This is a genomic window from Methylobacterium sp. AMS5 (genome assembly GCF_001542815.1).
Taxonomy (GTDB): Bacteria; Pseudomonadota; Alphaproteobacteria; order Rhizobiales; family Beijerinckiaceae; genus Methylobacterium.
Window position 1 is genome coordinate 2,913,313 of record NZ_CP006992.1, and the last position, 25,434, is coordinate 2,938,746.

The 25,434-nt window shown below is 65.9% G+C and carries 26 protein-coding genes; 18 read left to right on the forward strand and 8 right to left on the reverse strand.

Annotation, left to right across the window (positions count from 1 at the left end; all coding sequences use genetic code 11):
• The first annotated feature begins 73 nt into the window (after positions 1 to 73).
• The 5 genes from Y590_RS12990 to Y590_RS27035 all read left to right on the forward strand — a co-directional run bounded on the left by Y590_RS12990 (position 74) and on the right by Y590_RS27035 (position 5,338).
• Complete coding sequence (locus tag Y590_RS12990) at positions 74 to 1,522, forward strand: pyruvate dehydrogenase complex E1 component subunit beta (RefSeq protein WP_060770209.1); 1,449 nt, start codon at positions 74 to 76, stop codon at positions 1,520 to 1,522.
• Positions 1,523 to 1,532: 10 nt separating this feature from the next.
• On the forward strand, positions 1,533 to 1,811 hold the full coding sequence (locus Y590_RS12995; protein WP_060770210.1) for a DUF5076 domain-containing protein: 279 nt from the start codon (positions 1,533 to 1,535) through the stop codon (positions 1,809 to 1,811).
• A 33-nt stretch (positions 1,812 to 1,844) separates the two neighbouring features.
• Complete coding sequence (locus tag Y590_RS13000) at positions 1,845 to 3,242, forward strand: pyruvate dehydrogenase complex dihydrolipoamide acetyltransferase (RefSeq protein ID WP_060770211.1); 1,398 nt, start codon at positions 1,845 to 1,847, stop codon at positions 3,240 to 3,242.
• 161 nt (positions 3,243 to 3,403) lie between these two features.
• A complete protein-coding gene (gene lpdA / locus Y590_RS13005; RefSeq protein ID WP_060770212.1) occupies positions 3,404 to 4,843 on the forward strand; it encodes a dihydrolipoyl dehydrogenase in 1,440 nt (479 codons plus the stop codon).
• A gap of 342 nt (positions 4,844 to 5,185) precedes the next feature.
• A complete protein-coding gene (locus Y590_RS27035) occupies positions 5,186 to 5,338 on the forward strand; it encodes a hypothetical protein (RefSeq protein WP_201026736.1) in 153 nt (50 codons plus the stop codon).
• Between the two features lie 200 nt (positions 5,339 to 5,538).
• Here the strand turns inward: Y590_RS27035 and Y590_RS13010 are convergent, their stop codons facing one another.
• Positions 5,539 to 6,051, reverse strand: coding sequence for a hypothetical protein (locus tag Y590_RS13010; protein WP_060770213.1), 513 nt, complete (start codon positions 6,049 to 6,051; stop codon positions 5,539 to 5,541).
• A gap of 305 nt (positions 6,052 to 6,356) precedes the next feature.
• On the opposite strand from Y590_RS13010, the gene Y590_RS13015 reads away from it, so the two are divergent.
• From Y590_RS13015 to Y590_RS13025, 3 genes are all read left to right on the forward strand, one after another.
• Positions 6,357 to 6,860, forward strand: a complete 504-nt coding sequence (locus tag Y590_RS13015) for a hypothetical protein (protein ID WP_060770214.1) — start codon at positions 6,357 to 6,359, stop codon at positions 6,858 to 6,860.
• 117 nt (positions 6,861 to 6,977) lie between these two features.
• Positions 6,978 to 7,238, forward strand: coding sequence for a hypothetical protein (locus tag Y590_RS27335; protein ID WP_060772282.1), 261 nt, complete (start codon positions 6,978 to 6,980; stop codon positions 7,236 to 7,238).
• A gap of 87 nt (positions 7,239 to 7,325) precedes the next feature.
• Complete coding sequence (locus Y590_RS13025) at positions 7,326 to 7,964, forward strand: L,D-transpeptidase (RefSeq protein WP_286161740.1); 639 nt, start codon at positions 7,326 to 7,328, stop codon at positions 7,962 to 7,964.
• A gap of 168 nt (positions 7,965 to 8,132) precedes the next feature.
• On the opposite strand, the gene Y590_RS13030 is transcribed toward Y590_RS13025, so the two are convergent.
• Entirely contained in the window at positions 8,133 to 9,479 is a 1,347-nt protein-coding gene (locus Y590_RS13030; protein ID WP_060770216.1) for a PQQ-dependent sugar dehydrogenase, read from the reverse strand.
• 21 nt (positions 9,480 to 9,500) lie between these two features.
• Complete coding sequence (locus Y590_RS13035) at positions 9,501 to 9,716, reverse strand: hypothetical protein (protein WP_060770217.1); 216 nt, start codon at positions 9,714 to 9,716, stop codon at positions 9,501 to 9,503.
• 209 nt (positions 9,717 to 9,925) lie between these two features.
• Here Y590_RS13035 and Y590_RS13040 point away from each other — a divergent pair, with 209 nt between their 5' ends.
• The 3 genes from Y590_RS13040 to Y590_RS13050 all read left to right on the forward strand — a co-directional run bounded on the left by Y590_RS13040 (position 9,926) and on the right by Y590_RS13050 (position 12,284).
• Positions 9,926 to 10,663: a cell wall hydrolase gene (locus Y590_RS13040; protein WP_060770218.1), complete on the forward strand. Its 738-nt coding sequence runs from the start codon at positions 9,926 to 9,928 to the stop codon at positions 10,661 to 10,663.
• Positions 10,664 to 10,799: 136 nt separating this feature from the next.
• Entirely contained in the window at positions 10,800 to 11,819 is a 1,020-nt protein-coding gene (gene lipA, locus Y590_RS13045; protein WP_060770219.1) for a lipoyl synthase, read from the forward strand.
• A 6-nt stretch (positions 11,820 to 11,825) separates the two neighbouring features.
• Positions 11,826 to 12,284, forward strand: coding sequence for a type II toxin-antitoxin system RatA family toxin (locus Y590_RS13050; RefSeq protein WP_060770220.1), 459 nt, complete (start codon positions 11,826 to 11,828; stop codon positions 12,282 to 12,284).
• A 166-nt stretch (positions 12,285 to 12,450) separates the two neighbouring features.
• On the opposite strand, the gene Y590_RS13055 is transcribed toward Y590_RS13050, so the two are convergent.
• Positions 12,451 to 12,876, reverse strand: a complete 426-nt coding sequence (locus tag Y590_RS13055) for an Lrp/AsnC family transcriptional regulator (RefSeq protein ID WP_060770221.1) — start codon at positions 12,874 to 12,876, stop codon at positions 12,451 to 12,453.
• A gap of 130 nt (positions 12,877 to 13,006) precedes the next feature.
• Here Y590_RS13055 and ocd point away from each other — a divergent pair, with 130 nt between their 5' ends.
• The 5 genes from ocd (at position 13,007) to Y590_RS13080 (ending at position 17,370) form a co-directional block, all read left to right on the forward strand.
• Positions 13,007 to 14,038, forward strand: coding sequence for an ornithine cyclodeaminase (ocd, locus tag Y590_RS13060; protein ID WP_060772283.1), 1,032 nt, complete (start codon positions 13,007 to 13,009; stop codon positions 14,036 to 14,038).
• Positions 14,039 to 14,271: 233 nt separating this feature from the next.
• Positions 14,272 to 15,312, forward strand: a complete 1,041-nt coding sequence (locus Y590_RS13065) for a 3-oxoacyl-ACP synthase III family protein (protein WP_060770222.1) — start codon at positions 14,272 to 14,274, stop codon at positions 15,310 to 15,312.
• Between the two features lie 19 nt (positions 15,313 to 15,331).
• Positions 15,332 to 15,565: an acyl carrier protein gene (locus tag Y590_RS13070; RefSeq protein WP_060772284.1), complete on the forward strand. Its 234-nt coding sequence runs from the start codon at positions 15,332 to 15,334 to the stop codon at positions 15,563 to 15,565.
• Complete coding sequence (locus tag Y590_RS13075) at positions 15,566 to 16,612, forward strand: 3-oxoacyl-ACP synthase III family protein (protein ID WP_060770223.1); 1,047 nt, start codon at positions 15,566 to 15,568, stop codon at positions 16,610 to 16,612.
• Positions 16,609 to 17,370, forward strand: coding sequence for an SDR family NAD(P)-dependent oxidoreductase (locus tag Y590_RS13080; RefSeq protein ID WP_060770224.1), 762 nt, complete (start codon positions 16,609 to 16,611; stop codon positions 17,368 to 17,370). The genes Y590_RS13075 and Y590_RS13080 overlap by 4 nt, the downstream gene beginning before the upstream one ends.
• Here Y590_RS13080 and Y590_RS13085 read toward each other — a convergent pair.
• The gene (locus tag Y590_RS13085) at positions 17,299 to 18,447 is read right to left on the reverse strand and encodes an aromatic ring-hydroxylating oxygenase subunit alpha (RefSeq protein ID WP_060770225.1); all 1,149 of its coding nucleotides are present in this window, start codon (positions 18,445 to 18,447) and stop codon (positions 17,299 to 17,301) included. The two genes, Y590_RS13080 and Y590_RS13085, sit on opposite strands and share 72 nt — an antisense overlap.
• Positions 18,448 to 18,765: 318 nt before the next feature.
• Between Y590_RS13085 and Y590_RS13090 the strand changes: the two genes are divergently transcribed.
• Positions 18,766 to 19,416 (forward strand): acetyltransferase, encoded by a 651-nt coding sequence (locus Y590_RS13090; RefSeq protein WP_060770226.1) that lies wholly within the window; start codon positions 18,766 to 18,768, stop codon positions 19,414 to 19,416.
• A 189-nt stretch (positions 19,417 to 19,605) separates the two neighbouring features.
• On the opposite strand, the gene Y590_RS13095 is transcribed toward Y590_RS13090, so the two are convergent.
• From Y590_RS13095 to Y590_RS13105, 3 genes are all read right to left on the reverse strand, one after another.
• The gene (locus tag Y590_RS13095) at positions 19,606 to 21,759 is read right to left on the reverse strand and encodes a tetratricopeptide repeat protein (protein ID WP_060770227.1); all 2,154 of its coding nucleotides are present in this window, start codon (positions 21,757 to 21,759) and stop codon (positions 19,606 to 19,608) included.
• Positions 21,760 to 22,034: 275 nt separating this feature from the next.
• Positions 22,035 to 22,373 (reverse strand): low molecular weight protein tyrosine phosphatase family protein, encoded by a 339-nt coding sequence (locus Y590_RS13100; RefSeq protein ID WP_060770228.1) that lies wholly within the window; start codon positions 22,371 to 22,373, stop codon positions 22,035 to 22,037.
• Positions 22,370 to 24,157: an ABC transporter ATP-binding protein gene (locus Y590_RS13105; protein ID WP_060770229.1), complete on the reverse strand. Its 1,788-nt coding sequence runs from the start codon at positions 24,155 to 24,157 to the stop codon at positions 22,370 to 22,372. The genes Y590_RS13100 and Y590_RS13105 overlap by 4 nt, the downstream gene beginning before the upstream one ends.
• Before the next feature lie 528 nt (positions 24,158 to 24,685).
• Here Y590_RS13105 and cysC point away from each other — a divergent pair.
• Positions 24,686 to 25,312 carry an adenylyl-sulfate kinase gene (gene cysC, locus Y590_RS13110; protein ID WP_060770230.1) on the forward strand — a complete coding sequence of 209 codons (627 nt, stop codon included), beginning with the start codon at positions 24,686 to 24,688 and terminating at the stop codon, positions 25,310 to 25,312.
• Positions 25,313 to 25,434: the final 122 nt, after the last annotated feature.

Below are 25,434 nucleotides of genomic sequence, written 5' to 3' on the forward strand. Positions count from 1 at the left end.
GGGTCCTGAGCGACGCCTTCGATAAAAATACACGCCCGACCGTCGACGCACCCGGATCGATAGAGCAGCGCATATGGCGACCGACATCCTGATGCCCGCCCTCTCTCCGACCATGGAGGAGGGAAAGCTCGCCAAATGGCTGAAAAAGGAGGGCGATCCGGTCAAGGCCGGCGACATCCTGGCCGAGATCGAAACCGATAAGGCGACGATGGAGGTCGAGGCGATCGACGAGGGTGTCCTCGCCAAGATCCTCGTTGCGGACGGCACCGAGAACGTCGCCGTCAACACGCCGATCGCCATCATCGCCGAAGAGGGCGAGGACGTGGCAGCGGCGGCCGCGAGCGGCGGCAAGGGCAAGCCCGACGGTGCCTCCGGCGGTTCGCCCGCTCCGACCCCCGATATGCAGGCCGAAGGCATGGCCGACAAGTCGGCCGCCACCGCCAAGACCGACGACGACGCGCAGAAGGCTCCGGCCTCGCCCGCCATCATCACCAACAAGGCGCCGGACCCGGTGATGGAGGAGTTCCCGGCCGACTCGCCGATGAAGACCACGACCGTGCGCGAAGCCCTGCGCGACGCCATGGCCGAGGAGATGCGCAAGGACGACAAGGTCCTGGTGATGGGTGAGGAGGTCGCCGAGTACCAGGGCGCCTACAAGATCACGCAAGGCTTGCTTCAGGAATTCGGCGCGCGCCGCGTGGTCGATACCCCGATCACCGAGCACGGCTTTGCCGGCATCGGCGTCGGTGCGGCCTTCATGGGCCTCAAGCCCATCGTCGAGTTCATGACCTTCAACTTCGCCATGCAGGCGATCGATCACATCATCAACTCGGCGGCCAAGACGCTCTACATGTCCGGCGGCCAGCTCGGTTGCCCGATCGTGTTCCGCGGCCCCAACGGCGCGGCTGCCCGCGTCGGTGCCCAGCACAGCCACGACTACGCCGCGTGGTACTCGAACGTACCGGGCCTCAAGGTGATCGCGCCCTACACCGCCTCCGACGCCAAGGGCCTGCTCAAGGCGGCGATCCGCGACCCCAACCCGGTGATCTTCCTCGAGAATGAGATTCTCTACGGCCAGTCGTTCCCGGTGCCGGAGATCGAGGATTTCGTCCTGCCGATCGGCAAGGCGCGCATCCACCGCCCCGGCAAGGACGTCACCATCGTTTCTTTCTCGATCGGCATGACCTACGCGCTCAAGGCGGCCCAGGCGCTGGCCGAGGAAGGCATCGAGGCGGAGGTGATCGATCTTCGCACGATCCGCCCGATGGACAGTGCCACGGTGGTCGAATCGGTCAAGAAGACCGGCCGCTGCGTCTGCGTGGAAGAGGGCTTCCCGCAATCGGGCGTCGGCGCCGAGATCGTCGCCCGCCTGATGGTCGATGCCTTCGACTATCTCGATGCGCCCGTCCTGCGGGTCACCGGGAAAGACGTACCGATGCCCTACGCGGCCAACCTTGAGAAACTGGCTCTGCCGAGCGTGGCGGAAGTCATCGAGGCGGTCAAAAGCGTCTGCTACAAATAAATACAGGTAAATGTCGGAAACGTTCGAAGAACTCGAGATCCCGCCCGACGCCCTGGAACAGGGCGGGATCGAGATCGTGCGCGCTTCCATCGTCGATGGTGCGGTGAGCGTAGCGCTCCGGCGGGCCTTCGAGGACCCGGCGACGTGGGGCCGCCTGCTCATCGACCTCGCGCGGCAAGCGGCTCGCGCCTACGCGAAGGAAACGGACATCTCGGAGGAGGAAGCCTTCGAGCGCATCCGTGCCGGGTGGGAGGCCGAAAGCCTCGATCCCAACAACGCCCTCAACTGACCCTCCCTCTCAAGGCCGCTCGGGAACGATACGATGCCGATCAACGTCCTGATGCCCGCGCTCTCCCCGACCATGGAGAAGGGCAACCTCGCCAAGTGGCTCAAGAAGGAGGGCGACGCCATCAAGTCCGGCGACGTCATCGCCGAGATCGAGACCGACAAGGCGACCATGGAGGTCGAGGCGGTCGATGAGGGCGTGCTCGCCAAGATCCTCGTAGCCGAAGGCACGGCCGACGTTCCGGTCAACGAGCTGATCGCGCTGATCGCCGAGGAGGGCGAGGATCCGGGCAGTGTCCAGGCTCCGAAGGGTGGGGCCGAGGCGAAGACCGCCCCCGTCGAGCCGAAGGGCACGCCCGACCAGAACGCCGCGCCCGACGGTGCTCACGCTTCCTACGCGCGCGTCGATCAAGCGCCCGAGGGTGCCAAGCCGAACGGCGCCGCGCAGCCGGCGGGCTCCGGCGACCGCGTCTTCGCCTCGCCGCTCGCGCGCCGCATCGCCAAGCAGGAGGGCGTCGATCTTTCGGCGGTGAAGGGCTCGGGTCCGCATGGCCGCGTGATCCAGCGCGACGTGCAGGCGGCGATCGAAGGCGGCACGGCGAAAGCCGGTGCGGCGGCCAAGCCCGAGGCCAAAAGCGCCCCCGCGCCCGAGAAACCCGCGCCGAAGGCGGCCTCCGGCGGCGCACCGGCCGGGCTCAGCCTCGATCAGGTCAGGGGCTTCTACGAGAAGGGCAGCTTCGAGGAAGTGCCGCTCGACGGTATGCGCAAGACCATCGCCAAGCGCCTCACCGAGGCGATGCAGGTCGCGCCGCACTTCTACCTCACCGTCGATTGCGAACTCGATGCGCTGATGAAGCTGCGCGAGACGCTCAACGGCTCGGCCGGCAAGGACAAGGACGGCAAGCCGCTGTTCAAGCTTTCGGTGAACGACTTCGTCATCAAGGCGATGGGCCTCGCGCTCACCCGCGTTCCCGCCGCCAACGCCGTCTGGGCGGAAGACCGTATCCTGCGCTTCAAGCACGCCGAGGTCGGCGTCGCGGTGGCGATCGATGGCGGCCTGTTCACCCCGGTGATCCGCAAGGCCGACCAGAAGACGCTCTCCGCCATCTCCAATGAGATGAAGGATTTCGCAGGCCGCGCGCGCGCCAAGAAGCTGAAGCCGGAAGAGTACCAGGGCGGCGTCACCTCGGTGTCGAACCTCGGCATGTTCGGCATCAAGCACTTCACGGCGGTGATCAACCCGCCGCAATCGAGCATCCTCGCGGTCGGCGCAGGTGAGAAGCGCGTCGTCGTGAAGGATGGGCAGCCGACCGTTGCCCAGGTGATGACGGCGACCCTCTCCTGCGACCACCGCGTCCTCGACGGCGCGCTCGGTGCCGAGCTGATCGCGGCCTTCAAGGGGCTGATCGAGAACCCGATGGGGATGCTCGTCTAAGGGCCGTCAACGCGCACCTTCGCCCACGGTGCGGAGCCGGGCGGGAAGGCGAATCGGCTCGAGCCGGCCGCTCTCGTGATCCCGTCCGTCACCGCCGGCCAAGCCGCCCGATCCTCATTCTCACCCCTTCCCCACAAGCGGGAGGGGAGCAGGAGGCCTTGATGTCCGAAACCTATGACGTCCTCATCATCGGCGCGGGGCCCGGCGGCTACGTGACCGCAATCCGCTCGGCACAGCTCGGTTTCAAGACCGCCGTGATCGACCGCGAACATCTCGGCGGCATCTGCCTGAACTGGGGCTGCATTCCCACCAAGGCCCTGCTGCGCTCGGCCGAGATCTACCACTACATGCAGCACGCCTCCGATTACGGTCTCTCCGCCAAGGAGGTCAGCTTCGACGCGGCGGCGATCGTCAAGCGCTCGCGCGGGGTATCGGGCCGGCTCAACGGCGGCGTCGGCATGCTGCTCAAGAAGAACAAGGTCGATGTGATCTGGGGCGAGGCCTCGATCGACTCGGCGGCCAAGGGCAACGAGCCCGGCAAGGTCACGGTCAAGGAGACCAAGCGCGCCGAACCGCCGAAGGGCGCCAAGGGTGCGGGCACCTACTCGGCCAAGCACATCATTGTCGCGACCGGCGCCCGCCCGCGCGTACTGCCCGGCATCGAGCCCGACAAGAAGCAGATCTGGACCTATTACGAGGCGATGGTCCCGGAGAAGATGCCCAAGAGCCTGCTGGTGATGGGCTCCGGCGCGATCGGCATCGAGTTCGCCTCGTTCTACCGCACGATGGGCGCCGACGTGACGGTCATCGAGCTGCTGCCGCAGATCCTTCCGGTGGAGGATGCGGAGATCGCCGGTCTCGCCCGCAAGCGTTTCGAGAAGCAGGGCATCAAGATTCTCACCAGCGCCAAGGTGACGAAGGTCGAGAAGGGCGCCGACTCGGTCACCGCCACGGTCGAGGACGACAAGGGCAAGACGCAGCAGCTCACCGCAGAGAAGTTGATCTCGGCCGTCGGCGTCGTCGGCAATATCGAGAATCTGGGTCTTGAGAAGATCGGGGTGAAGATCGAGCGCGGTGTCGTCGTGACCGACGGGCTCGGACGCACCAACGTGCCGGGCGTCTACGCCATCGGCGATGTGGCCGGCCCGCCGATGCTTGCCCATAAGGCCGAGCACGAGGGTGTCATCTGCATCGAGACCATCAAGGGCCTGCATACCCATCCGATGGACAAGGCCAAGATTCCGGGCTGCACCTATTGCCATCCGCAGATCGCCAGCGTCGGCGTCACCGAGGGGAAGGCGAAGGAACTTGGTCTCTCGATCAAGGTCGGCCGCTTCCCCTTCGCGGGCAACGGCAAAGCGATCGCGCTCGGCGAGCCGGACGGTCTCATCAAGACGATCTTCGACGCCAAGTCCGGACAGTTGCTCGGCGCCCACATGATCGGTGCCGAAGTCACCGAGCTGATCCAGGGCTACGTCGTCGCGATGACCCTGGAATCGACCGAGGAAGAGCTGATGCACACGGTCTTCCCGCATCCGACGCTCTCCGAGATGATGCACGAGAGCGTGCTCGATGCGTATGGTCGCGTGATCCACACCTGACCCGGAGCGATCGCTCCCTGCGAAGTTAGCAGTGCCTCACTAAACCCCCGGTCCCCGACCGTTCTCGTTCCGGCGATGACAGCGCGGCGGGAGTTTTGTGAGGGACACTAATAACGTCGATGGGTGTGCAGGATCGGGCTCGTTGCCCCGGCCCTGCGCGCCCACTTTGTTTTTCACGCGCCTCCACGCTCGTTCGCCTCCGCGGCGTGCCGTGCCGGCGCAAAGAATTTTCCGGTGGAATTCGGTAAGGATGCCGGATGAATCCGTTCGTTTGAACTTCTGGAGTCGAGGCGTGCCGTATACCAGCGTTGGTGCGCCCTTGATGCGGAAGCTCACCCCTTCATGATCCTACGAGTTCTTCTACTCGGCCTCGGGCTCGGAGCTGTCTACGCTGCGCTGACGTCGCTGCGCGTCCACCTCTACGTCACTCTTCTGCTCCTGTTTTTGAGTGCAGGGCCGTTGAGCTACCTCGTCTTCCGGGAAGAGCACGAATAGGCGTCGCCAGGCACTCCGGAGCCCCTTCGATCGGCAAAGGGCGTGTTCGCTTCGGCGGACACGCCCTTTTTGCATGGATCAGACAGTGTGGTGAGAGCGCATTCCGACGAAGTGGCTGCCGGTTCGTCGAAAGAATGCGCGTCACAATCAAAGGCCAAGAGACGTTGGCTTGGTGTCATCAGGTCGGATACGGCTCTCCGTCAGCGCGGGCCGCCGCCGCGGCGCATGGCGATCTCCTGACCTTCCTGATTCACCGCGCCCGAGGGGGCGTTCCGCTCGTTGGGGACCGGATTCATGCCCTCGTTTGCGGTCCGCGAGGACGGTCGGCTGTCGGCCGGGTTTCCGGCCGCGCGTTTCAGAGCGAGGGCACGCCGGGCCCCGGAGACCGTCCGGCCGCGGGCATCGGCGTTGCGGCGGCGCTCATGCTCCTTGCTGACGCGCTTCACGGCCGCGGCGAGCAAGGCTGCCTTCTCGCGGGTGCCGGAGTTGTCGGAGGCCCGATTTGCTCCGGATGGGGCGGCCTTGCCACGCAGCTCGCGCCTTTGGCGGCGAGACACATCGCGAGCGCGGTCGCGCCGTTCGCGGAGCAGGCGGATCAAATCGGGTAGCGCCTTATCATCTTCCGCATCCAACTCGGGGTGATGCGAGCGCTTCACCAACTCGGTCTCACCGGCATCCAGCAGCCGTTCCTCACGGCGTCGCGATACGGACATGGTTACTCCCGGTTCCTTCAGGTTGCCTGCGACATGAGCGGCCCAGCGCGAGGCGCCGACGCTCGAACGCCAACACCTCCGTTCCGCGAAGGTTGCCTCGGTCGGCACTCGAGGATCGCGTCAGCGCCATCTCGGCGTCCCTGCCACGCCCCCCCCGCTTCTTCGCCGTCGCGCCGGGTGCGGTGGGCCGGCAGCGTCGATTCCGTAGGGCTCGCAACGCGCGGCGCCACGGGGAAACCCGGGCACCCGGGCGGCGTTGAGGTTGCACACCCATACGAAGGCCGGCGCGAAAGCGGGAAACCACCATGACCATGATGCGCACGGTGTGGGTTGGCCTTTTGGTCTCGGGGGTCGGCCTTGGCAGCGTGCCCGCTCTTGCCCAGACATCCGGCAGCGCAGGATTGCCCTCCGGCTTCACTGCACCCGGCCTTCCCTTCGGCCCGACTTCGTCGGTCGCAACAGTGGCGGCGCCGAGTCCGACGATGGCCCTCGCCAATCCCGGCGGCTTGAGTTTCGGCGGCGCCTCCCGCGTCTCGGGGCTCGGCGCCTCGACACCGTCCGGTGGCAATGCCGGAGGTTTGAGCTTCGGTGGCGCGGCCGCGACGGCCGTCGGCGGCTCCGGATTGCGTTCGACCGGCGGCGGGACCAGTGCCGTCGGGCGCCGCCCCCTCGACGACGTGGCCGCCAGTCCCGGATCGGGCGGGGGAGGGGGTGCGCCTGCAGGCGCCGGCATCGCCGGTAGCGCAGGCTTCTCCCGCAGACCGACCGATGCCTATTTCGATCCGCTCTCCGGCTCCGGTCTGCGCTGACGGCAAGGGAACGTGCACCGCGCCGGGCTGTCCACAGTCTGAGTCAGCCTCGGTAAGCTCTCGCTCACCACTTCGATATGTTCTATCTTCGTTCTCATGCCGAGTCGGAGAAGGATGATGCCTGAGCCTCAGATTGCCGAGCGGAGCCGAAGCACGGTCTCATCCGCAGCAGATCTCGGGGAGGAGCGGGCCGCCTCCTGCCCCGTAGAGGAGCTTGCCCAGGCCTATCTCAGTAGCACGGGTGGCGATGCAGGCATCGCGCTGCGTTGCGCGATCACCGACGCCTTGTCCGACCTGATGGAGGCCGAGCGGCGAGACCGTGAGAACAGCCGTCTCATCTCGCGTGGCTTTGTCCGCAACACACGGCCACGTTGGTAGCGATTTGGGGCGTGGCGGTGAGACGCACCGCTTGAAGCGGGGGCGGTGGGGCGCATCTTCGAAGGGACGTTGTCCGGGATGACCGATATGCGCCTGTCTTTCCTCACGATTCTTGCGGGGCTCGCCTTCGTCGCCGCGTCACCGGCGGCGCGGGCCGAACTTCTCATCGCCATCGACAAGGATGCGCAGCGGATGAGCGTGGTGGTCGATGGCTCACCGCGCTACGAGTGGCCGGTCTCGACCGGGGTCGCGGGTCACGATACGCCAAACGGCAGCCATCGCCCGTTCCGCATGGAGAAGACGCATTTCTCCCGCGAATGGGACAACGCGCCGATGCCGCACGCGATTTTCTTCACGCAGGTCGGCCACGCGATCCACGGCACTACGCACACCCGCCGTCTTGGCCGCGCCGCCTCGCATGGCTGCGTCCGCCTCTCGCAACGCAACGCCGCGACGCTCTTCACCCTGGTGAAGCAGCAGAAGATGGCCAACACCCGCGTTGTCATCGAGGGTAGTGTCGGCGATGCCCCGGTCGCCGATGCCCAGCGCCCCGGCCGAGCGCGCTCGACCGGGCGCGGCTATGACGGCGGCGAGGGTGTGGTCGCCGTGCGCTCCCGGGGAGGGGCCTGGGAGGATGAAACGTACGGCGCGCCCGTGCGCCGCCGCTACCCGGATGTGTTCGACGACGGCTATGGTTCGGGCGTCGGGTACGGCGATCTGTATTGAGCGTCAGGCAACATAGCCCCCGACGGTCGAATGAGCCCGGCACCGGCTATTGCGTAAGGTCGGCGATCCTCGGCCAGTCGATGTTGCCCCAACCCCGCCTCGCGATGACGAGAGAATGAATCCCATCCTCGTCGCGTGTCGGTCAGGCCGGAAAGTCCCGGCCATCGATCAGTTCGACGCCGCCGCGCCGGTTACCCGCCACACCGCATTGCCGACATCGTCCGTCACGAGAAGCGCGCCGGCCTTGTCGATCGCGACGCCGACGGGCCGCCCCTGGGCCTTTTCATCGGCGTTGAGGAAGCCGGTCAGCACGTCAACCGGGGCACCGGATGGCTGTCCATCCTTGAAGGGCACGTAGATCACCTTATAGCCGCTCTTCGGCCGACGGTTCCACGAACCGTGCTGAGCGACGAAGAGGCCGCTCTTCCAGGCATCCGGCAGGCTCGACCCCGTTGCGAAAGCGATGCCCAGCGAGGCCGTATGGGTCCCGACGGCGTAGTCGGGGGCGATCGCCTGCTTCACCTTTTCCGGCCGCGCCGGCTGCACCCGTTCGTCCACGTGCTGACCCCAGTAGCTCCACGGCCAGCCATAGAAGGCGCCCTCCTTCGCGCGGGTGATGTAGTCCGGCACGAGATCGCTGCCGATCTCGTCACGTTCGTTCACCGCGGTCCACAGGTCGCCGGTCACCGGCTCGAAGGCGAGACCGTTGGGGTTGCGCAGGCCGGTGGCGTATTCGCGCATCGCCTTGGTGGCGATCGTATATTGCCAGATCGCGGCCCGGCCCTTCTCGATGTCGAGGCCGTTCTCGCCGACATTGCTGTTCGAGCCCACGGTGATGAAGAGCTTTCGTCCGTCCGGGCTCGCGACCACGTTCTTGGTCCAGTGGTGGTTGATGCCGGCAGGCAGATCGACGACCTTTTCGGGGGTCGCCGTGATCTCGGTCTGCCCTTCCGCGTAGGGCACGCGGACCAGCGCGTCGGCGTTGGCCACGTAGAGGTCGGAGCCGACAAGCGCCATACCGAAGGGTGAGGTGAGCCCCTTGAGGAGGACGTGGCGCTCCTCGGCCACGCCGTCCCCGTCCCGATCGCGCAGGAGCACGATGCGGTCCGGACTCGCGCCGCCGGCTCCGGCGAGGCTTTTCACCCTGTCGGCCACCCAATCGGTGACGCTGGTCGAGTGGTCGCCGGATTTCGGTGCCTGGCTCTCGGCGACGAGCACGTCGCCGTTGGGCAGCACGACAGGCCAGCGCGGATGGTCGAGCCCGGTGGCGAAGGCGGCGACGCTCAGGCCCTCCGCAGCTTTCGGCTTGGCGCCCTCCGCCCAGCGCACCACGCGGGCAATGTTGACAGTCGGCATCAGCGTCGGGTTCGGCGCCGGCAGGGCCGGACTCGACCCGCTGCTCGCCGCCACGTCGAGCGAGGCGGATTCCGGATAGACGACGAAACGCAGGAACGCCGCCCCACCGAGCAGCAGGACGGCGAGTGCGGCAAGGCCGACCTTCGCAGGGGTGCGCATCGAAAACTCCGCGAGACCCGATCAGGCGGTCGTGGCGACCCGTTGCACGGCCGCCCCGTCGGCACCCGGATGGCGGCGGCTCGTATAATAGAGCCCGATCGCGTTCCAGAATGCGTCGCGCTGCTCCTGTGGGAAGCGTTGGAGCGAGGCCTCCAACGCGGTACGCCCGGCCGCGGCCGCCTCCTCGCGCATGCGCTCTTCGAAAGCGGCGGGCGTTTCCGAACGCGTTTCCATCATGGCCCGGCCCTTCGCTGACGTTGCTCCAATGTCATCAACGTCCGTGCTCGCCACTCCGTTCAATGCCGGTCGCGGGTGTGCGGGAAGGTGAGCGTGTGCCAAAGGACACACCACCCCGGTTTCGATGCCCAGGCTTAACAGTTTCTTTGCACCTGTGGGCAGAATGGTCCAGCTTGGCTACCCAGCGTCGTTAGCCTTCAGGAGCCTGCATGCGAGCCGACCGGACCCTCCGTCTCCTCTGCCTTTTTGGGCTAGCGCTGACCGGTTCGGGTCTTGGGGGATGCGGTCTGTTTCCGCATCAGGCTGAGCTGACCACCGGCTCGATCGCAATGAACGCCAAAGTCGTGCAGCCGCCGACCCCTGTCGACAAGGAATGCCTCGCCCGGGCGATGTACTTCGAATCGAACCGCAGCGACGAGGATGGACTGCTCGCCGTCGGCACGGTGGTGATGAACCGCCTGGACGCGCCGGCCTATCCCGGCCGGATCTGCGAAGTCGTCGGTCAGAAGCGGCAGTTCGCCAACGGCGTGCTGACGAAGCCCGTCCGTGACCAGGACCGGCCGCGGCTGGAGCGGGTCGCCGACGCACTGCTCTCGGGCAAGCGCCACGACGGGGTGGGGCCGGCGCTGCACTTCCACACCGCAGGCTACAAGTTCCCGTACAACAACATGCACTACGTCGTCGCGGCCGGCGGCAACGTCTTCTACGAGAAGAGCGACCGCGAAGGTTATCTCCCGGCGGTCCAGCCCCGCGCCGTGGTGCAGACGGCCACCGGCCGCCTGATGCCGCTCCAAGTCGCCGCCGCGAGTTCGGGCATGATCGGGCTTCCGCTCACCGGTCGCGTCCAGCCGACGTTGACCGCCGAGTACACCGCCCCGACGGCACCCGAGCTGCGCATCCCCGGTCCGGCCCGCTACGCCTCGGCCCCCGGCCGCGACAAGCAGTAGGGGAGCCGTCCAGCGACGGGGTTACGGCCGGGGCGGGTTGTCGCCCCCGCCCTAGGCGCAGCCACCGCAAGGCCTTAAGTCAGAGATGCGGCCGGGTTGCCCGGTCCGGCTCCCGTGAGGCTCACCCCGCATCGCCATGGCCGTTGTCCTCGATCTCCTGAACAAAGACACCCGGCCCAAGCTGGATGCGCCCGCGCGTCCGCGCCATCCCGAGAAGGCGCACCGGCCGGACACCGCCATCCAGCGCAAGCCGGACTGGATCCGGGTGAAGGCGCCGGGCTCCAAGCTCTGGGCCGAAACCAAGGACATCGTCCGCGCCAACAACCTCGTCACGGTCTGCGAGGAGGCGGGCTGCCCCAATATCGGCGAGTGCTGGGAAAAGCGGCACGCCACCTTCATGATCATGGGGGACACCTGCACCCGCGCCTGCTCGTTCTGCAACGTGCGTACGGGCCTGCCGGCGGCGCTTGACGAGGCCGAGCCGGAGAAGGTCGCCGAGGCGGTGGCCAAGCTCGGACTGCACCATGTCGTCGTCACCTCGGTCGATCGTGACGACCTCAAGGATGGCGGCGCCGAGCATTTCTCGCGCACGATCGCCGCGATCCGCCGGGCAAGCCCCGGTACCACCGTCGAGATCCTGACGCCCGACTTCCTGCGCAAGCCCGGCGCCCTCGAAGTGGTGGTCGCGGCCAAGCCCGACGTGTTCAACCACAATATGGAGACCGTGCCCGGCAAGTACGTCACCGTGCGGCCCGGTGCCCGCTACTTCCACTCGGTGCGCCTGCTCCAGCGGGTGAAGGAACTCGATCCGACGATCTTCACCAAGTCCGGCATCATGGTCGGCCTCGGCGAGGAGCGGAACGAAGTCGTGCAACTCATGGACGATCTGCGTTCGGCAGAGGTCGACTTCCTCACCATCGGCCAATATCTGCAACCGACCCGCAAGCACCATGAGGTCGTGCGCTTCGTGCCGCCGGACGAGTTCAAAGCCTACGAGACCACGGCCTATGCCAAGGGCTTCCTGCTGGTCTCGGCGACGCCGCTCACGCGCTCGTCGCATCACGCCGGCGAGGATTTCGCCCGGCTGAAGGCGGCTCGTCTGGCCAAGCTCGGGCCCGTACCGGTGGCTGCCAGCATCCGCGCCGTCAACGCCTGAGCCCGAATGCCATCCTTCCGCATCACGAGGAAAGTGCGTCACACGGCGACGCAGATGTATGACCTCGTCGCCGATATCGAGCGCTATCCCGAGTTCCTGCCGCTCTGCGAATCGCTGCGGGTGCTGCGCGACGCGGAGGGGCCGAACGGCTCGACGGTGCGGGTCGCGGAGATGGGTGTCGGCTACAAGGCGATCCGCGAGCGGTTCACCACCCGCGTGAGTCTCGACCGCGAGAACCGCAAGATCGTCGCCGAATATATCGACGGTCCATTCAGGCATCTGGAGAACCGCTGGTCCTTCCGCGATGCCGAGGGCGGTGGCTGCGAGGTCGATTTCTTCATCACCTACGAGTTCAAGAGCCGGACCCTCGGCCTCCTTATGGGCACGATGTTCGACCGCGCCTTCCGCAAATTCACCGATGCGTTCGAGGCCCGCGCCAACGCGATCTACGGCGTGCCGGCTTAGAGTGACTGACAAAACTCCCGGTCCCTGACCGTTCTCGCTCTGGCGATGACAGCGCGGCAGGCGTTGTGTGTGAGACACGCAGGCGCCACGGACGGAATTCCCTCCGCGCCTTCGTCGCCGGGCCGAGAACGATGCGTGAACGGGCACTTCAATCTGTGCCCCCGGCTCATCCACCCTTCCGGGCCGCGAGCAGGATACTGGTCTCGGAATTGGCGATCCCGTCGAACTGACGGATCGTGCGCAGGAGCGCGTCGAAATCGCCGAGCGTCGGCACCTCGATCTCGGCGACGATATCCCAGCGGCCATTGGTGGTGTGAAGCGCCCGGATCTCCGGCAGGCCGGACAGGCGGCGGATCACGCTCTCCGCATGGCGCCCATCCACCTCGATCAGCGTCACCGCCCGCAAGCCCCCGGGCTCCGGGTTCCGCACCGTGATGGTGAAGCCGGTGATGATTCCGGACATCACAAGACGGTCGAGCCGGGCCCGCACCGTCGCCCGCGTGACGCCGAGCGCCGCGGCGAGCTTGGCCACCGGCATCCGCGCCTCGGTTCGCAGCAGGGCGATGAGCTGACGATCGGTCGCGTCGAGCATGGTCTTTCCACTTTGAGCAGTTCAGCTTAGCAGATCGGACGATTGTCTGTCCCGATCGAGCAATTCTCCCGCTGTCGATTATCCGCTTGTCTCAGCCATGCTTGCGCCACGGAAGATTCGGGAGACGGACGTGACGCGCTACATCGGCAGTGGTGAGATGGCGGCTCTGCTGCGCCGGGAGGGGCCGGAGCCGATCCTGCGTCGTCTCATCGACGAACTCCGCGCCGATTTCCTGCGCTGGCCCGAATTCGATCTCGCCCCGCGCCTCGCGAGCCACTCGGCCGGCGGGGTGATCGAGCTGATGCCGATCGCGGATGCGCGGCTCTATACATTCAAGTTCGTCAACGGTCATCCCGGCAACACACGGCTGGGCAAGCAGACTGTCGTCGCCTTCGGCATGCTCGCGGACGTGGCGACGGGTTATCCGCTGCTGATCTGCGAGATGAGCGTGCTGACGGCCCTGCGCACGGCGGCGACCTCGGCGCTCGCGGCGTCCGTTCTCGCACGGCCCGAGAGCCGCTCCATGGCGCTGATCGGCACCGGCGCGCAGGCCGAGTTCCAGGCCCTCGCTTTCAAAATGGCACTCGGCATCAGCGAGATTCGGCTGTTCGACGTCGATCCCGCGGCGATGGCGAAGGCGCGGGCCAACCTCGACGGCCATGGGTTGCGGCTCGTCTGCGCCCGCTCCATCGGTGAGGCGGTGGCGGGTGCCGACATCGTGACTACGGCGACCGCCGATAAGACCCGCGCCACGATCCTCACCCCCGGCCTCGTGGAGCCGGGCCAGCATCTCAACGCCATCGGCGGCGACTGCCCCGGCAAGACCGAGTTGCACCCGGACATCGTGGCCCGGGCCCGCACGATCGTGGAATACGAACCGCAATCGCGCATCGAGGGCGAGATCCAGCAGATGCCTGCGGACTATCCCGTCACCGAATTGTGGCGCGTGCTGCGCGGCGACGCGCCGGGCCGCGTCGGCTGCGACGAGATCACCCTGTTCGACTCGGTCGGCTTTGCGCTGGAGGACTTTTCGGCCTTGCGCTGCCTGAAGGACATCGCCGGCCCCGGCCCGGGGCTCGATCTCATCCCCGAGCCGAAGGACCCGAAGGATCTGTTCGGGTCGGTCTTTTCACCGGGCATCGGGTACGAGCAAGCGGCGTAACTGGCTCGTACAGAGAGTCGGTGGCCCGTGCGACGCGTTCTTCGAAACCGAGGCCGCATCACCATCAGTCTCCGGGAGAAACCAGGGGCCCAGGTTGTGAAAGGCGAATACCCACGCACAAGCTCGGCACAAGCCACGTGGTTCTGTATGATGCCTCCAGAGAATAAGACGCCATGATGCCGACAGGCCAAAGATTCTCGGAATGAGGACTGTGCACTTTTTGTCGTAGGCCGATGATTTCTGCCATTCAATCCGAAGGCCGGACCGTCGGCGCGCGTATCGCCGCGATCGCGACGCATCTCCCCGAGCGTGTCCTCACGAACGAACATCTCGCCGAACTCTATCCAGATTGGTCCTCCGAGAAGATTCTCGACAAGACCGGCATCCGCGAACGTCGTGTGGCTGCAGAGTACGAGACGGCAGGCGACCTGGCCTTTCATGCCGCCGAGAAGTTATTTGCGGCAGGCGATTGCGCGCGCGAGGATATCGATTTCCTCATTTTCTGCACCCAGGCGCCCGACTATCTGCTGCCAACCACGGCCTGCCTCCTCCAAGACCGGCTCGGCTTGGGTCGGCATGTCGGCGCGCTCGACGTGAATCTCGGGTGCTCCGGCTTCGTCTACGGTCTCGCTTTGGCAACCGGGCTGATCGCGGCGGGCGCAGCGCGCAACGTGCTTCTCCTGACGGCCGACACCTATTCCAAGTTCATCCATGAAGGCGACAAGAGCGTCCGCACGTTGTTCGGTGACGGTTCCGCAGCAACACTGATCACGGCGAGCAGCAAGTCCGTAATCGGCCCTTTTGTGTTCGGCACCGATGGCGCGGGCGGCAAGGATCTGATCGTCGAAGCGGGTGGCTTTCGCACTCCTCGGGGGCCGGAGACTGGTCTGGCAGGAGAGGATTCACACGGCAATGTTCGTTCGCCCGAACACCTATACATGAATGGTGCCAATGTGATGAGCTTTTCCTTGCGGGAGGTGCCGCGCACCTTTGCGCGCCTGCTGGAGGCAAGCGGCCTAACCCAAGCGGACGTGGATCACGTCGTCCTTCATCAAGCGAACAAGCTTATGTTGAACGCGCTGCAGCGCAAGATGGGCCTCCCCGCCGAAAAGGTGCCCCACCACTACGAGGACATCGGTAACACCGTGTCGTCGACCATCCCCTTCGTTCTGGCAAACCTGCGGGATAAGGGGCAAATGGCACTCGGTCGCCGCCTCGTCGTGATCGGGTTCGGCGTCGGACTCTCGTGGGCCGGGGCTTCGATCGTCTGCTGAGCTTCATGAAGGGATGACAATGAGCGGCTTTTACGAAGAACTCGCTGAAATCCTTGAGGTCGAGCCGGACCAAATGACGGCCGACCTGCGCCTGGAAAATACGTCGTGGGACTCGCTGGCTGTGGTCTCCACCATTGCCCTGATCGATGAGCAGTATGACAGGGCTGTCAACGCCACGGCCCTCGCTGCGTGCGAGACAGTCGGCGACATCGAGCGCTTGATTGCAGCACGCCCGACCGAGAGCGAGGCGTAGATGGCCTCGAGCGGGCAGACCGCGCGCACGTCGGGATCCCGAATCGCCGGGGTCGTCTCCTGTCTGCCCTCACGTCGAATCGAGAACGAGGACTTCCTCGATCGTTTCGGCGACAAGGTCCACGAGGTGGTCAAGATGACCGGCGTCAGGACCCGCTATTGGGTCGAGGACGGCACCACGACCTCCGACTTGTGCGCCGCCGCTGCCGAATGCTTGCTTGACCGTCTCGGCTGGGAACGCGGGAGCGTCGACGGCATCATCTTCGTCTCGCAGACGCCGGATTACCGGCTGCCGGCGACATCCTGCGTGCTGCAGCATCGGCTCGGCCTACGCACGGGCATTCTCGCCTTCGACGTGTCGCTGGGCTGCTCGGGTTATCCCTACGGCCTCTGGATGGCGATGATGATGGTCCAGACCGGCGCGGCCAAGCGGATCCTCCTCGCCGTCGGCGACACCAGCAGTATCATGAACGATCCCGACGATCGCGGCACCGCCCTTCTGTTCGGCGATGCCGGAACCGTGACCGCGATCGAAGCGACCGTTCCCGACGCCGATCCTGCTTGGTTCATTCTCGGTACCGACGGCCAGGGGGCCGACAACCTCATCGTCCCCCAGGGTGCCTTCCGCAAACGCGAGGCCACCGGCCGATTGGAGGGCCATCCCCTCGACAAGCTGTTCATGGATGGCGGTGAGGTGTTCAACTTCACGCTCAAGGCCGTGCCGTCGCTGATCAGGGACACCATGGCCGCGGCGGGCGAGGAGTTCGAGGATTACGACATGTTCCTCCTCCATCAGGCGAACGCGTTCATGATCCGACACCTCGCCAAGAAAGCGAAGCTGCCGCCGGAGAAGGTGCCGATCAACATCGACCGCTACGGCAACACCAGCAGCGCGACCTTGCCGCTGCTCATGACCACCGACCGGGCGGATGCGCTGATGACAGGCGATTGCCAGGTGGCCCTGTTCGGCTTCGGGGTCGGCTACTCGTGGGCAGCGGCCTCGATGCGGATCGGCCCGCTCCGCTGCTGCGAGACGATTTCGCTGTGATCTTCTCCCGCGAAGCCTTCGAGGGACGTCACTTCCTGATCACCGGAGCCTCATCGGGAATAGGTCAGCATACGGCGGTGCGGCTGGCAGAGGCCGGAGCGCGGGTGGCCCTGATCGGCCGCAACACCGAACGCCTTGCCGCGATCGCTGCCTTGCTCGCTGGCAACGGCCATTCCAGCCATTCCGCCGATCTGAGCGACGCCGAGGTAACCGCGGACCTCGTTCAGGGGATCGCCAAGCAGCACGGTCGTTTCTGCGGCATTTTCCATTCTGCGGGCACGGCACTGATCCTTCCGGCGCGGGCCACCAAGAACCGCCATCTCGACGATGTCTTCGCGGCGGGCGTCCGCGGCGCGTTCGGAGTCGCTCGGGCGGCTGCGAAGAAGGACGTCGTGATGGATGGCGGATCTCTGGTGTTCATGTCGTCGGTGTCGTCGATGCGCGGGCGCCCCGGCATGAGCGCCTATTCGGCTGCCAAGGCTGCGGTGGACGGCATGGTGCGCGTACTGGCGTCGGAAATGGCCGACCGTCGCATCCGGGTGAATTCAATCGTTGCAGGCGGGATCGAGACGGCGATGCACCGTGATTTCACGGAATCCGTCGGCAGCGAAATGGTGCGGAACTACGAGGCGCTGCACATGCTCGGTTTTGGCCGACCCGACGATGTCGCCCATGCTGCGATGTTTCTACTCAGCGATGCTTCGCGCTGGATCACAGGCAGCAATATGGTCGTCGACGGGGGGTATACCGCCAAGTGAGCCGCCACCGATGAGGTGTGTGTAGGCGCGCATGAACGCGGCGATCCGGATCTCGTCGCGACCGATCACGCCGGGCTTCTCCGACAGTTCGACGCCCCGCTGAACATTCTCTAGGATCGCGCGGTCCTCGTCGATCACCGCGCGACCCAGCGCTTTGCCCGACTGATTGATCATATCCTGTGCCGCTCGCTGCGCGCGGGTCAGGTCGAGCTTCGGTTCGAAAAGCCGAAAGCGCAGTCCGGTTTCCGTTGCCGACAGAGGCAAAGCGTGGCCGACATAGAAAGACAGACCCTGCGTCGATGAGATGAACAGGTTGGGAAAGATGTGAATGTGAAAAAAGGAGTCGTGGGTGAACGCGCGCGTATCGAGGTAGGCGAGCGCCTTCTGTCGCCGGGCCTCTCCGGCCGTCGCGGTGCGCGGGAAGTGGCTACTGGAATGCGGTCCGTCGAACCGTTCCTGCTCGATGCCTGCCCTGCCAATCCCGAGCGTTTTCACAAAGGTGTCCTGATGGACGACGGAGCAATGGTAGCATTCGAGAACGTTCTCGACGAGCAGCTTCCAATTTGCTGCATGGATGAGCGTTCCGGTATCGATCTCCGGCCCGAAACAGGAACCGATCTGCTCGAGCAGTGGATAGAATGCACCCAGATACTCGCGCAGAGACGGCCCGCCGCTCCGCTTACGAAAAAATACGAAAATCCCACACGTCTCAATTTCGTAACGGGTCAGGCATAACCGCTCGCGATCATCGAGCGCGAATCCGTCGCGGCGCGGCATGCCATGCGGGAAACCGGTGCTGTCGAAGCTCCAGCCATGATAGGCACACATCAGCGGCCGGTTGCCGCGCTCGCCCGGCTGGATGCGGTTGAACCGATGGCTGCACACATTGGCGAATGCCCGGATCTCGCCGCGGAAGTTCTGCAGGACGGTCGCCGTGTTCTTGTAATCGACGCAGACGAAATCGCGATCCGCGGCGAGTTCTCCTGCCAGCGCTCCGAATTGCCAAAGTGGATCGAACAGAGTGTTCAGTTCGTCGCCGAGGATCTCGGGACGGTAGTAATTTGCGCAAGGCAGCATTGGCGTTTCGTTCTCGAACCAGCCTTCTCACAACTCTCTCGACATTCTCGCCTCTCTTTCGAGGTCACGCGGCGACCATGCCGAAGGAGTTTTCCCCGCACCACTCAAGTTCGTGGCGGCGAAGGAGGAGCGAAACAGGATTATGATGACCATCAGTTGATGTAAAGTAGCGCACTAGGTCGCCCTATGTCGACGACCCGAGGCAAGGCCCGTCCGTACGGTGAAATGCAATGCCAACCTAACAAAATAGCTTAGCATGCGAATGTTTACACCTCGAATATCGGGGAAAACACATAGAGTCAAAGAAGGGTCGGCAAAATGGCAGCGCGGGAACGCCTTATTCTGGTCGGCGCCGGCGGATTCGGGCGGGAAGTGTACTTCTGGGCAGGAGACTGCCACGCGGCAGGGACGTTGCCTCCCCTCGCCGGGTACATCGATGACGTGGTCCAACAATTGCCCGGCTATGACCTACCCCGAATTTCAAGCCTGCAGGACTACACGCCGACACCGGGCGATCTGTTCGTGGTCGCGTTGGGCGCGCCTGCCAAGAAGCGCCGCGTGGTCGAGTTGCTTCAGTCGCGTGGCGCCCGTTTCGCGACGTTGCGCCATCCGACCGCGACCGTCGTGCGCACGGCGTCGATTGCTGAGGGCGTCATCATGTGCCCCTATACCATGGCGCTGCCCGACACCCGTATCGAGCGCTTCGTGACGCTGAACAATTATTCGGGCTTTGGCCATGACAGCGTGTGCGGCGAGTTCACGACGCTGAGTTCGATGGTCGATGTCACGGGCTATGTGCGGATTGGCAGGGATGTCCTGATCGGTTCGGGGGCACGTCTCTTGCCGAAGGTGACAATCGGCGACGGTGCGACGATCGGGGCAGGTTCGATCGTGGTCCGCTCGGTTAAACCGAACATGACGGTGTTCGCCGCTCCTGCCAAGCAGCTCTCGATGAAGCCAAAAAGCTGAGCGGCAGCGGGAATTCGAAATCCGAAAATTTCGGACAGAGCGATTTCTGATCGAATCAATTCTTGCGCTGACAATTCTTCGCTTCTCAACGCCGTGCGCTGAATGGGATTTTTGCCCGCCTTCTAATGCCCCGGCTCAAGCGCTGGTTAACAAAATTATTCACGCAAAGGGATCAAGACCGCACCCGGCTCACGCGGAGCGGTGCGTCTCGAGCCAACCTTTCCACATGGAGCGGAAAGCGTCGCCCATGTCCCGCGCGAAGCGCGCATGGTCCATGACCGGACCATCGAACATGCGCTCGCGCAGGTTCGTGCGGATGGCGCGGAGGCGATCCGGATTATGTGCGAGTTCCAGCGCGCGGGTCGCATAACCGTCGGGCGTGTCGCCTACGAGTTCTTCCAGTCCAATCGCCTCCAGCAGCGATGAACCGACCCGCGAGACCGCTTGGCTGCCCCGCAGCGCGATGAAGGGGACGCCCATGCAGAGCGTGTCGCAACTCGTCGTCCCACCGTTGTAGGGAAACGAATCGAGGGCGATGTCGAACTCGTGGTAGAGGTCGAAATATGTCGTCGTGACGCGCGGACGCAGCCGCAGACGGTCGAGCGGTATCCCGGCCATCGACAGACGTGCACTGACCTGTTCCCGAATGACGGCCGTCTCGACATCGGCCACGACCACGAACAGACGCGCGTCGGGAAGCGCCTGCAGGATGGCGGCCCAGGTCTTCAAAGCGCCGTCGCTGATCTTCTCGAAGCGGTTCATGACACCGAAGGTGACGAAGCCGTTGTCTTCGAAGGGCGGTCGCTCCCGCACGGGCGGGATATCGTGATGCGCCTCGTAGGTGGCGGAGACGCCCGGCAGCCACCACACCGTCTCCGTGTGCAGGCTTTCCGTCTGGCCGGGCACGTCGAGACGGGCATCGGTCAGGCGGTAATCCATGGCGCGCAGCCCCGTGGTCGCCGGGTGGCCCATCCACGTGACCTGAACCGGTGCCGGCTTCCGAGCGAAGACAAGCAAACGGTGGCCGGCGCTGTGGCCGGACAGATCGACGAGGATATCGATCTTCTCCGACTCGATGAGGTCTGCGGCCTCGTCGTCGTTGAGGCCGGCGATGTTGTGCCAACCATCGAACAGAGTCCGCAGGCGGGCCGAAACGGCGTCTTCCGCCGCCTGGGTCATGTAGGCGCGCGCCTCGAACTGCCTCCGATCCAAGTGGCGCAGGAACGGCTCGATGAAGCGGGCGACGGCGTGGGTGCAGAGGTCGCCCGAGACGAATCCGATTCGCAGGCGGCGGTCGGGATCACGATCGTTGGCGAAGGGGCGCCTGCGCAGCAGCGGATCGGCGAAACGTGCGCCGAAGCTGCGCGCGTCGGCCGCGTAGTCGGTGTGCGGAACGCCCTCGGCATAGAGCTTGGTGAACAGCCGGTTGGAATGGGCGGTGATATGCCTGGGATCGGTCGCGAGCGCCCGGTCGAAACTTGCGAGCGCCTCGGGCAAGTGGCCGAGACTCTTCAGGCTGCAACCGAGATTGTTGTGCGCGTTGGAGAGGCCGGGATCGAGCGCGACGGCACGCCGCGCATGGGTCACGGCCGCGCTGTGATGACTGACGCGCTGATAGACACCGGACAGATTCGAATGCGCGATCGCGAGGTTGGGATTGAGGGAGACCGCCCGCTCCAAAGCCGAGATGGCGCCGGTGTAGTCGCCCAGCGTGATCAGGACCGCACCGAGGCTGCTGAAATAGCCGGCGTTGTCGGGGTCGCGGTAGATCGCGATGCTGAACAGGTCGAACGCCTGCTGGTGTCGGCCCTTCCCCGCGGCGATGGCGCCCGCGAGATGGGTCGCGTTGGCGTGGGTTTCGTCCAGGCCAATGACGAGGTCGGCCAGGGTCTCCGCAGCGGCGAGGTCGCCCGCGATGTAGCGCTCCTGTCCCCGCGCGAAGGCATGGTCGGCGAAATCCTTGAGGATCGCGCGTGATGCATCGTCGGCGATGTCCCGATTCCGGAATTGCTCCATCAGGGCACGCGCCTCGTCGAGCCGGTTCAGCACGAGGAGCGTCACGGCCAGAGCCAGCCAATGGCGTGGCTGCTCGGGCTCAGCCCTCAGGGCGGCGACGAAATGCGGGACCGCCGGTCCGGGTCCGTCCGCTTTGCTGGTCAGGAGGCCGAGTTCGTGGTGCGTGCCCGCGTGATGCGGCACCGCGTCCAGCACGCGCTGAAGGTTGCGGCGGGCTTTCTCGTAACGTCCGGCGGTGCGGTGGGCGATGGCCTTGGCGAGGGTGCGCTCGACCGAATCCGCGGCGTGAGCGTGCTCGATCGTCCGCGATTTTCGATGTTCGCGCATGCCCGACGCTCCTTGAGAAGGCAGCACGGTAAGGACTCTATGCTCAACAAATTATTAATATCGGCTCTCATTCAGGCTGGCGCGAGACCGATCCAAGCCCTGGGAAACTGCCCCGTTCAAGGATGATCCGCCTCTCACCGTGCTGCGCTGCGGCGGCTGCAGGGCAGCTCACATGAGGGCGGGATCAAACACCGGGCGTGCTTCACACAAAACTTCCGGTGGTGAGTGTTCGCGCTCCGGCGACGAAAGCGCGGCGCGGGTTCTGTGGGCGAAGCTCAACCGGGCTTGCATCCGGGCGGCAGGAACCGCCCCGCCCGCGCTTCGAGCAGGCGCACCAGCGCCGGCTCCATGAAGGCGTCGTCATCGCGCACATCGAGGCAGACGATCCGGGCGTGCCGGAGCGCCGGCCGGAAGCGGCGCATCAGCTTGCGCCGATGCGCGCGCTCCATCACCACGATGATCTCCGCCCAGGCGAGGTGATCGGCCTCCACGGGCTTGTCCGCGTCGTCCGAGACACCCGCCGAAGCCGTCTCCAGGCCGGGCCACAGCGAAAACACCTGCTCCGCGGTCGGGCTGCGGGCGCGCGCCCGGCCGCAGACGAACAGGATCCTCACGCGTTCTCCGCCAGTTCCGATTGCCGCTCGAACAGGGCGCGGTAGGCCCCGTTCGGGCGCCGCATCAGCGCGGCGTGCGCCCCGTCCTCGACGATGCGGCCCCGGTCGAACACGAGGATGCGGTCGAGGGCGCGCACCGTCGAGAGACGGTGAGCGATCACGATCGCGGTGCGCCCGCGCATCAGCCGCTCCATCGCCTCCTGCACCAGCGCTTCCGATTCCGAATCGAGACTGGACGTCGCCTCGTCCAGGATCAGGATCGGCGCATCCGCGAGGAAGGCGCGGGCCAGCGCCACCCGCTGCCGCTCGCCGCCGGACAGCTTGACGCCGCGCTCGCCCACCAGCGTGGCATAGCCCTTCGGCAGCCGCGCGATGAAGTCGTGCGCGTTGGCGAGCCGCGCCGCCCGCTCGATCTCTTCGAGCGAGGCGCCGGGCCGGGCATAGGCGATGTTCTCGGCAAGCGAGCGGTGGAACAGCACCGGCTCCTGCGGGACGATGGCGACCTGCGCCCGCAGGCTCGCCTGCGTCGCGCCCGCCACGTCCTGCCCATCGATGCGCACGTGCCCGCCGCTCACGTCGTAGAGCCGCTGGATCAGCTTGACGAAGGTCGTCTTGCCCGACCCGGAGCGCCCGACGAGGCCGACGCGCTGGCCGGCGGGAATCGTCACCGACAGCCCGTCGTAGAGTGGCGTGCCGTGGGTGCCGTAGTGGAAGCGCACCGCGTCGAATCGGATCGCGCCGCCACTCACAGCGAGCGGCACCGCGCCCGGACGGTCGGCGACGCCCAAGGACTCGGCTTCGAGGGCGACCAGTTCCTCCATCTCGTTGACCGAGCGTTGCAGGTGGTTGATGTGCCCGCCGATGTCGCGGAGATAGCCATGCACCACGAAGTAGGTGGTGAGCACGTAGGCGACTTCGCCGGGGCTCGCTTGGCCCTGCCACCACAGCCATAGGGCCGTGGCGACGATGGCGCTGCGGAAGGCCAGCAGCAGCCCGAGCTGAATGGTGCCGCTCCACGTCACGATCATCCAGGTGCGCCGGGTGCGCCGCCGCCACTTCGACAGGACGCGCGCGAGCCGCTCGTCCTCCCGCGCCTCGGCGCCGAACGCCTTCACCACCGCGTTGTTGCCGATCGTGTCGCTGAGCGCGCCGCCGAGCCAAGTGTCGAGGGCGTTCGAGAGCGTCGCCGCAGGGGCGATCACCCGCGTCGCCAGGAACACGGCGGTGCCGACATAGGCGAGCGTGCCGAACCCGATCACCGCGCCCATCGCCGGCCAATGCAGGCCGAGCACCACGGTCGTGCCCATGAGCACGACGACGGAGGGCAGGATCGAGAGCAGGAGGACGTCGTTGAGCCCGTCGAGCGCCCACATCCCCCGCGAGATCTTGCGCACGGTGGAGCCGGAGAAGGTGTTGGCGTGCCACTCGGTCGAGAAGCGCTGGACGCGTGCGAAGCTCTGGCTCGCGACGTCGGACATCGTGCCGAGCGTCAGCGGCACCACGAGGCTCCAGGCGACATGGCGCAATAGCACCGTCGCGAGGCTCAGCGCGGTCATGATGGCGAAAGCCGGCAACGCAGCCTCAAGGGCGGCGTGTCGCTCGGCACCGGCGAGCGCATCGACGAGGCGCCCGGCATAGAGTGGCAGCATCACGTCGGCCAGCGTGGCGAGCGTGATCGCGGCCACGAGGGCGGAGACGAGGCCGAGGCGCCGGCGCCAGCCACGGACGACGAAGGCAAGGACGCGGCGGACAACATCCGCGCGCCGGGGAGAAGACAGGGACATGGCAGTGCCCGACGACGAAGCGTCGGCTCCGAAAGACGCGGGCGCCGCGGATTGGAACGCGCGGTCCGGCGAGGTCAGATCGGGGAGGGTGCGCGAGCCGCGCGGGCCTTCAGGCCGGGCGGCGGGGGAATGCGCCTAGGCGATTCCGGCAGGCGCTACAGCGATTCCTGCACGACGGAAGACGATGCCGACAACCATGCTGCGTCTCCCTGTTCGAACGCGACCGGCTCGATCGATAACGATCGGGGTTTCGATTCGCAACGTCCAATACCGCTCCGCCCGACCGTCCACTTGTCGGAGGGCGGCACCGGCGAAGTCCAGGAAGGCACGCATCGCTCGTTCGTTATGCAACATCTTCGCGCTTTGCGACTTCCCGTGTCGCGCCGTACTTGCCTGGCATGACAGAGCCGACGCCGTCTCGGCCAAAGGCAGGACGAAGACAGCGCTCAGCAAGCAGGCAAACAGCAGTGCAGAAGGCGATACGTCATGATCGAGGTCACTGCCTCGCCATGACGAGATGGAGTGCCGATGACGCTACCCGCAGGTCCCCCGTCGAACCTGACCTGGCAGGTGCTGCAACCGCGTGAGAGACGTTGGGCGCAGATGGGACAGCGCCCGGCCATCGCATGGCTGACGGGTCTGTCCGGTGCCGGCAAATCGACCATTGCCGATGCGGTCGATCGCGCGCTGACGGAGGCGGGCCGTTGCACGATGGTGCTCGATGGCGACAACCTGCGTCAGGGCCTCAATCGCGGCCTCGGCTTCACCGCGGACGACCGGATCGAGAACATCCGCCGCGCCGCCGAGGCCGCCCGCCTCATGGCAGAGGCCGGCCTCGTGGTGATCGTCTCCCTGATCTCGCCGTTTCGCGCGGAACGCGCGGCGGCCCGGGCGATTGCGGGCGACATCCCCTTCCTCGAAGTGTTCATCGACACGCCGCTCTCGGTCTGTGAAGCCCGCGATCCCAAGGGCCTCTACGATCGGGCGAGGGCGGGCAAGATTCCCAACTTCACCGGGATTTCGGCTCCGTACGAGGCACCGACCGAACCGGACCTCGCGCTCCAGACCCGTGACCACGCCGTCGCAGACTCCGCCCAGCCGCTCATCGCCGCGCTGCTACGCCTGAGTGTCCATGCGCCGGGCGGACCGGCCTAGGGCGCTCGTTGCTGCGGCGCGCGCCCAGGAAGGGGGGTGGCATCGGGGTTGAAGGCGGGCATGGAAGGTGGACGTGACGGTCGGTTCCGTCGCATCCCCTGGTCGCGCGCAGCGGCCGGGCT

Bases quoted from the DNA above. Each gene is read 5' to 3' on its own strand.
- Y590_RS12990 (WP_060770209.1), top strand. From the start codon at position 74: ATGGCGACCGACATCCTGATGCCCGCCCTCTCTCCGACCATGGAGGAG.
- Y590_RS12995 (WP_060770210.1), top strand. From the start codon at position 1,533: ATGTCGGAAACGTTCGAAGAACTCGAGATCCCGCCCGACGCCCTGGAA.
- Y590_RS13000 (WP_060770211.1), top strand. From the start codon at position 1,845: ATGCCGATCAACGTCCTGATGCCCGCGCTCTCCCCGACCATGGAGAAG.
- lpdA (WP_060770212.1), top strand. From the start codon at position 3,404: ATGTCCGAAACCTATGACGTCCTCATCATCGGCGCGGGGCCCGGCGGC.
- Y590_RS27035 (WP_201026736.1), top strand. From the start codon at position 5,186: ATGATCCTACGAGTTCTTCTACTCGGCCTCGGGCTCGGAGCTGTCTAC.
- Y590_RS13010 (WP_060770213.1), bottom strand. From the start codon at position 6,051: ATGTCCGTATCGCGACGCCGTGAGGAACGGCTGCTGGATGCCGGTGAG.
- Y590_RS13015 (WP_060770214.1), top strand. From the start codon at position 6,357: ATGACCATGATGCGCACGGTGTGGGTTGGCCTTTTGGTCTCGGGGGTC.
- Y590_RS27335 (WP_060772282.1), top strand. From the start codon at position 6,978: ATGCCTGAGCCTCAGATTGCCGAGCGGAGCCGAAGCACGGTCTCATCC.
- Y590_RS13025 (WP_286161740.1), top strand. From the start codon at position 7,326: ATGCGCCTGTCTTTCCTCACGATTCTTGCGGGGCTCGCCTTCGTCGCC.
- Y590_RS13030 (WP_060770216.1), bottom strand. From the start codon at position 9,479: ATGCGCACCCCTGCGAAGGTCGGCCTTGCCGCACTCGCCGTCCTGCTG.
- Y590_RS13035 (WP_060770217.1), bottom strand. From the start codon at position 9,716: ATGATGGAAACGCGTTCGGAAACGCCCGCCGCTTTCGAAGAGCGCATG.
- Y590_RS13040 (WP_060770218.1), top strand. From the start codon at position 9,926: ATGCGAGCCGACCGGACCCTCCGTCTCCTCTGCCTTTTTGGGCTAGCG.
- lipA (WP_060770219.1), top strand. From the start codon at position 10,800: ATGGCCGTTGTCCTCGATCTCCTGAACAAAGACACCCGGCCCAAGCTG.
- Y590_RS13050 (WP_060770220.1), top strand. From the start codon at position 11,826: ATGCCATCCTTCCGCATCACGAGGAAAGTGCGTCACACGGCGACGCAG.
- Y590_RS13055 (WP_060770221.1), bottom strand. From the start codon at position 12,876: ATGCTCGACGCGACCGATCGTCAGCTCATCGCCCTGCTGCGAACCGAG.
- Y590_RS13065 (WP_060770222.1), top strand. From the start codon at position 14,272: ATGATTTCTGCCATTCAATCCGAAGGCCGGACCGTCGGCGCGCGTATC.
- Y590_RS13070 (WP_060772284.1), top strand. From the start codon at position 15,332: ATGAGCGGCTTTTACGAAGAACTCGCTGAAATCCTTGAGGTCGAGCCG.
- Y590_RS13075 (WP_060770223.1), top strand. From the start codon at position 15,566: ATGGCCTCGAGCGGGCAGACCGCGCGCACGTCGGGATCCCGAATCGCC.
- Y590_RS13085 (WP_060770225.1), bottom strand. From the start codon at position 18,447: ATGCTGCCTTGCGCAAATTACTACCGTCCCGAGATCCTCGGCGACGAA.
- Y590_RS13090 (WP_060770226.1), top strand. From the start codon at position 18,766: ATGGCAGCGCGGGAACGCCTTATTCTGGTCGGCGCCGGCGGATTCGGG.
- Y590_RS13095 (WP_060770227.1), bottom strand. From the start codon at position 21,759: ATGCGCGAACATCGAAAATCGCGGACGATCGAGCACGCTCACGCCGCG.
- Y590_RS13105 (WP_060770229.1), bottom strand. From the start codon at position 24,157: ATGTCCCTGTCTTCTCCCCGGCGCGCGGATGTTGTCCGCCGCGTCCTT.
- cysC (WP_060770230.1), top strand. From the start codon at position 24,686: ATGACGCTACCCGCAGGTCCCCCGTCGAACCTGACCTGGCAGGTGCTG.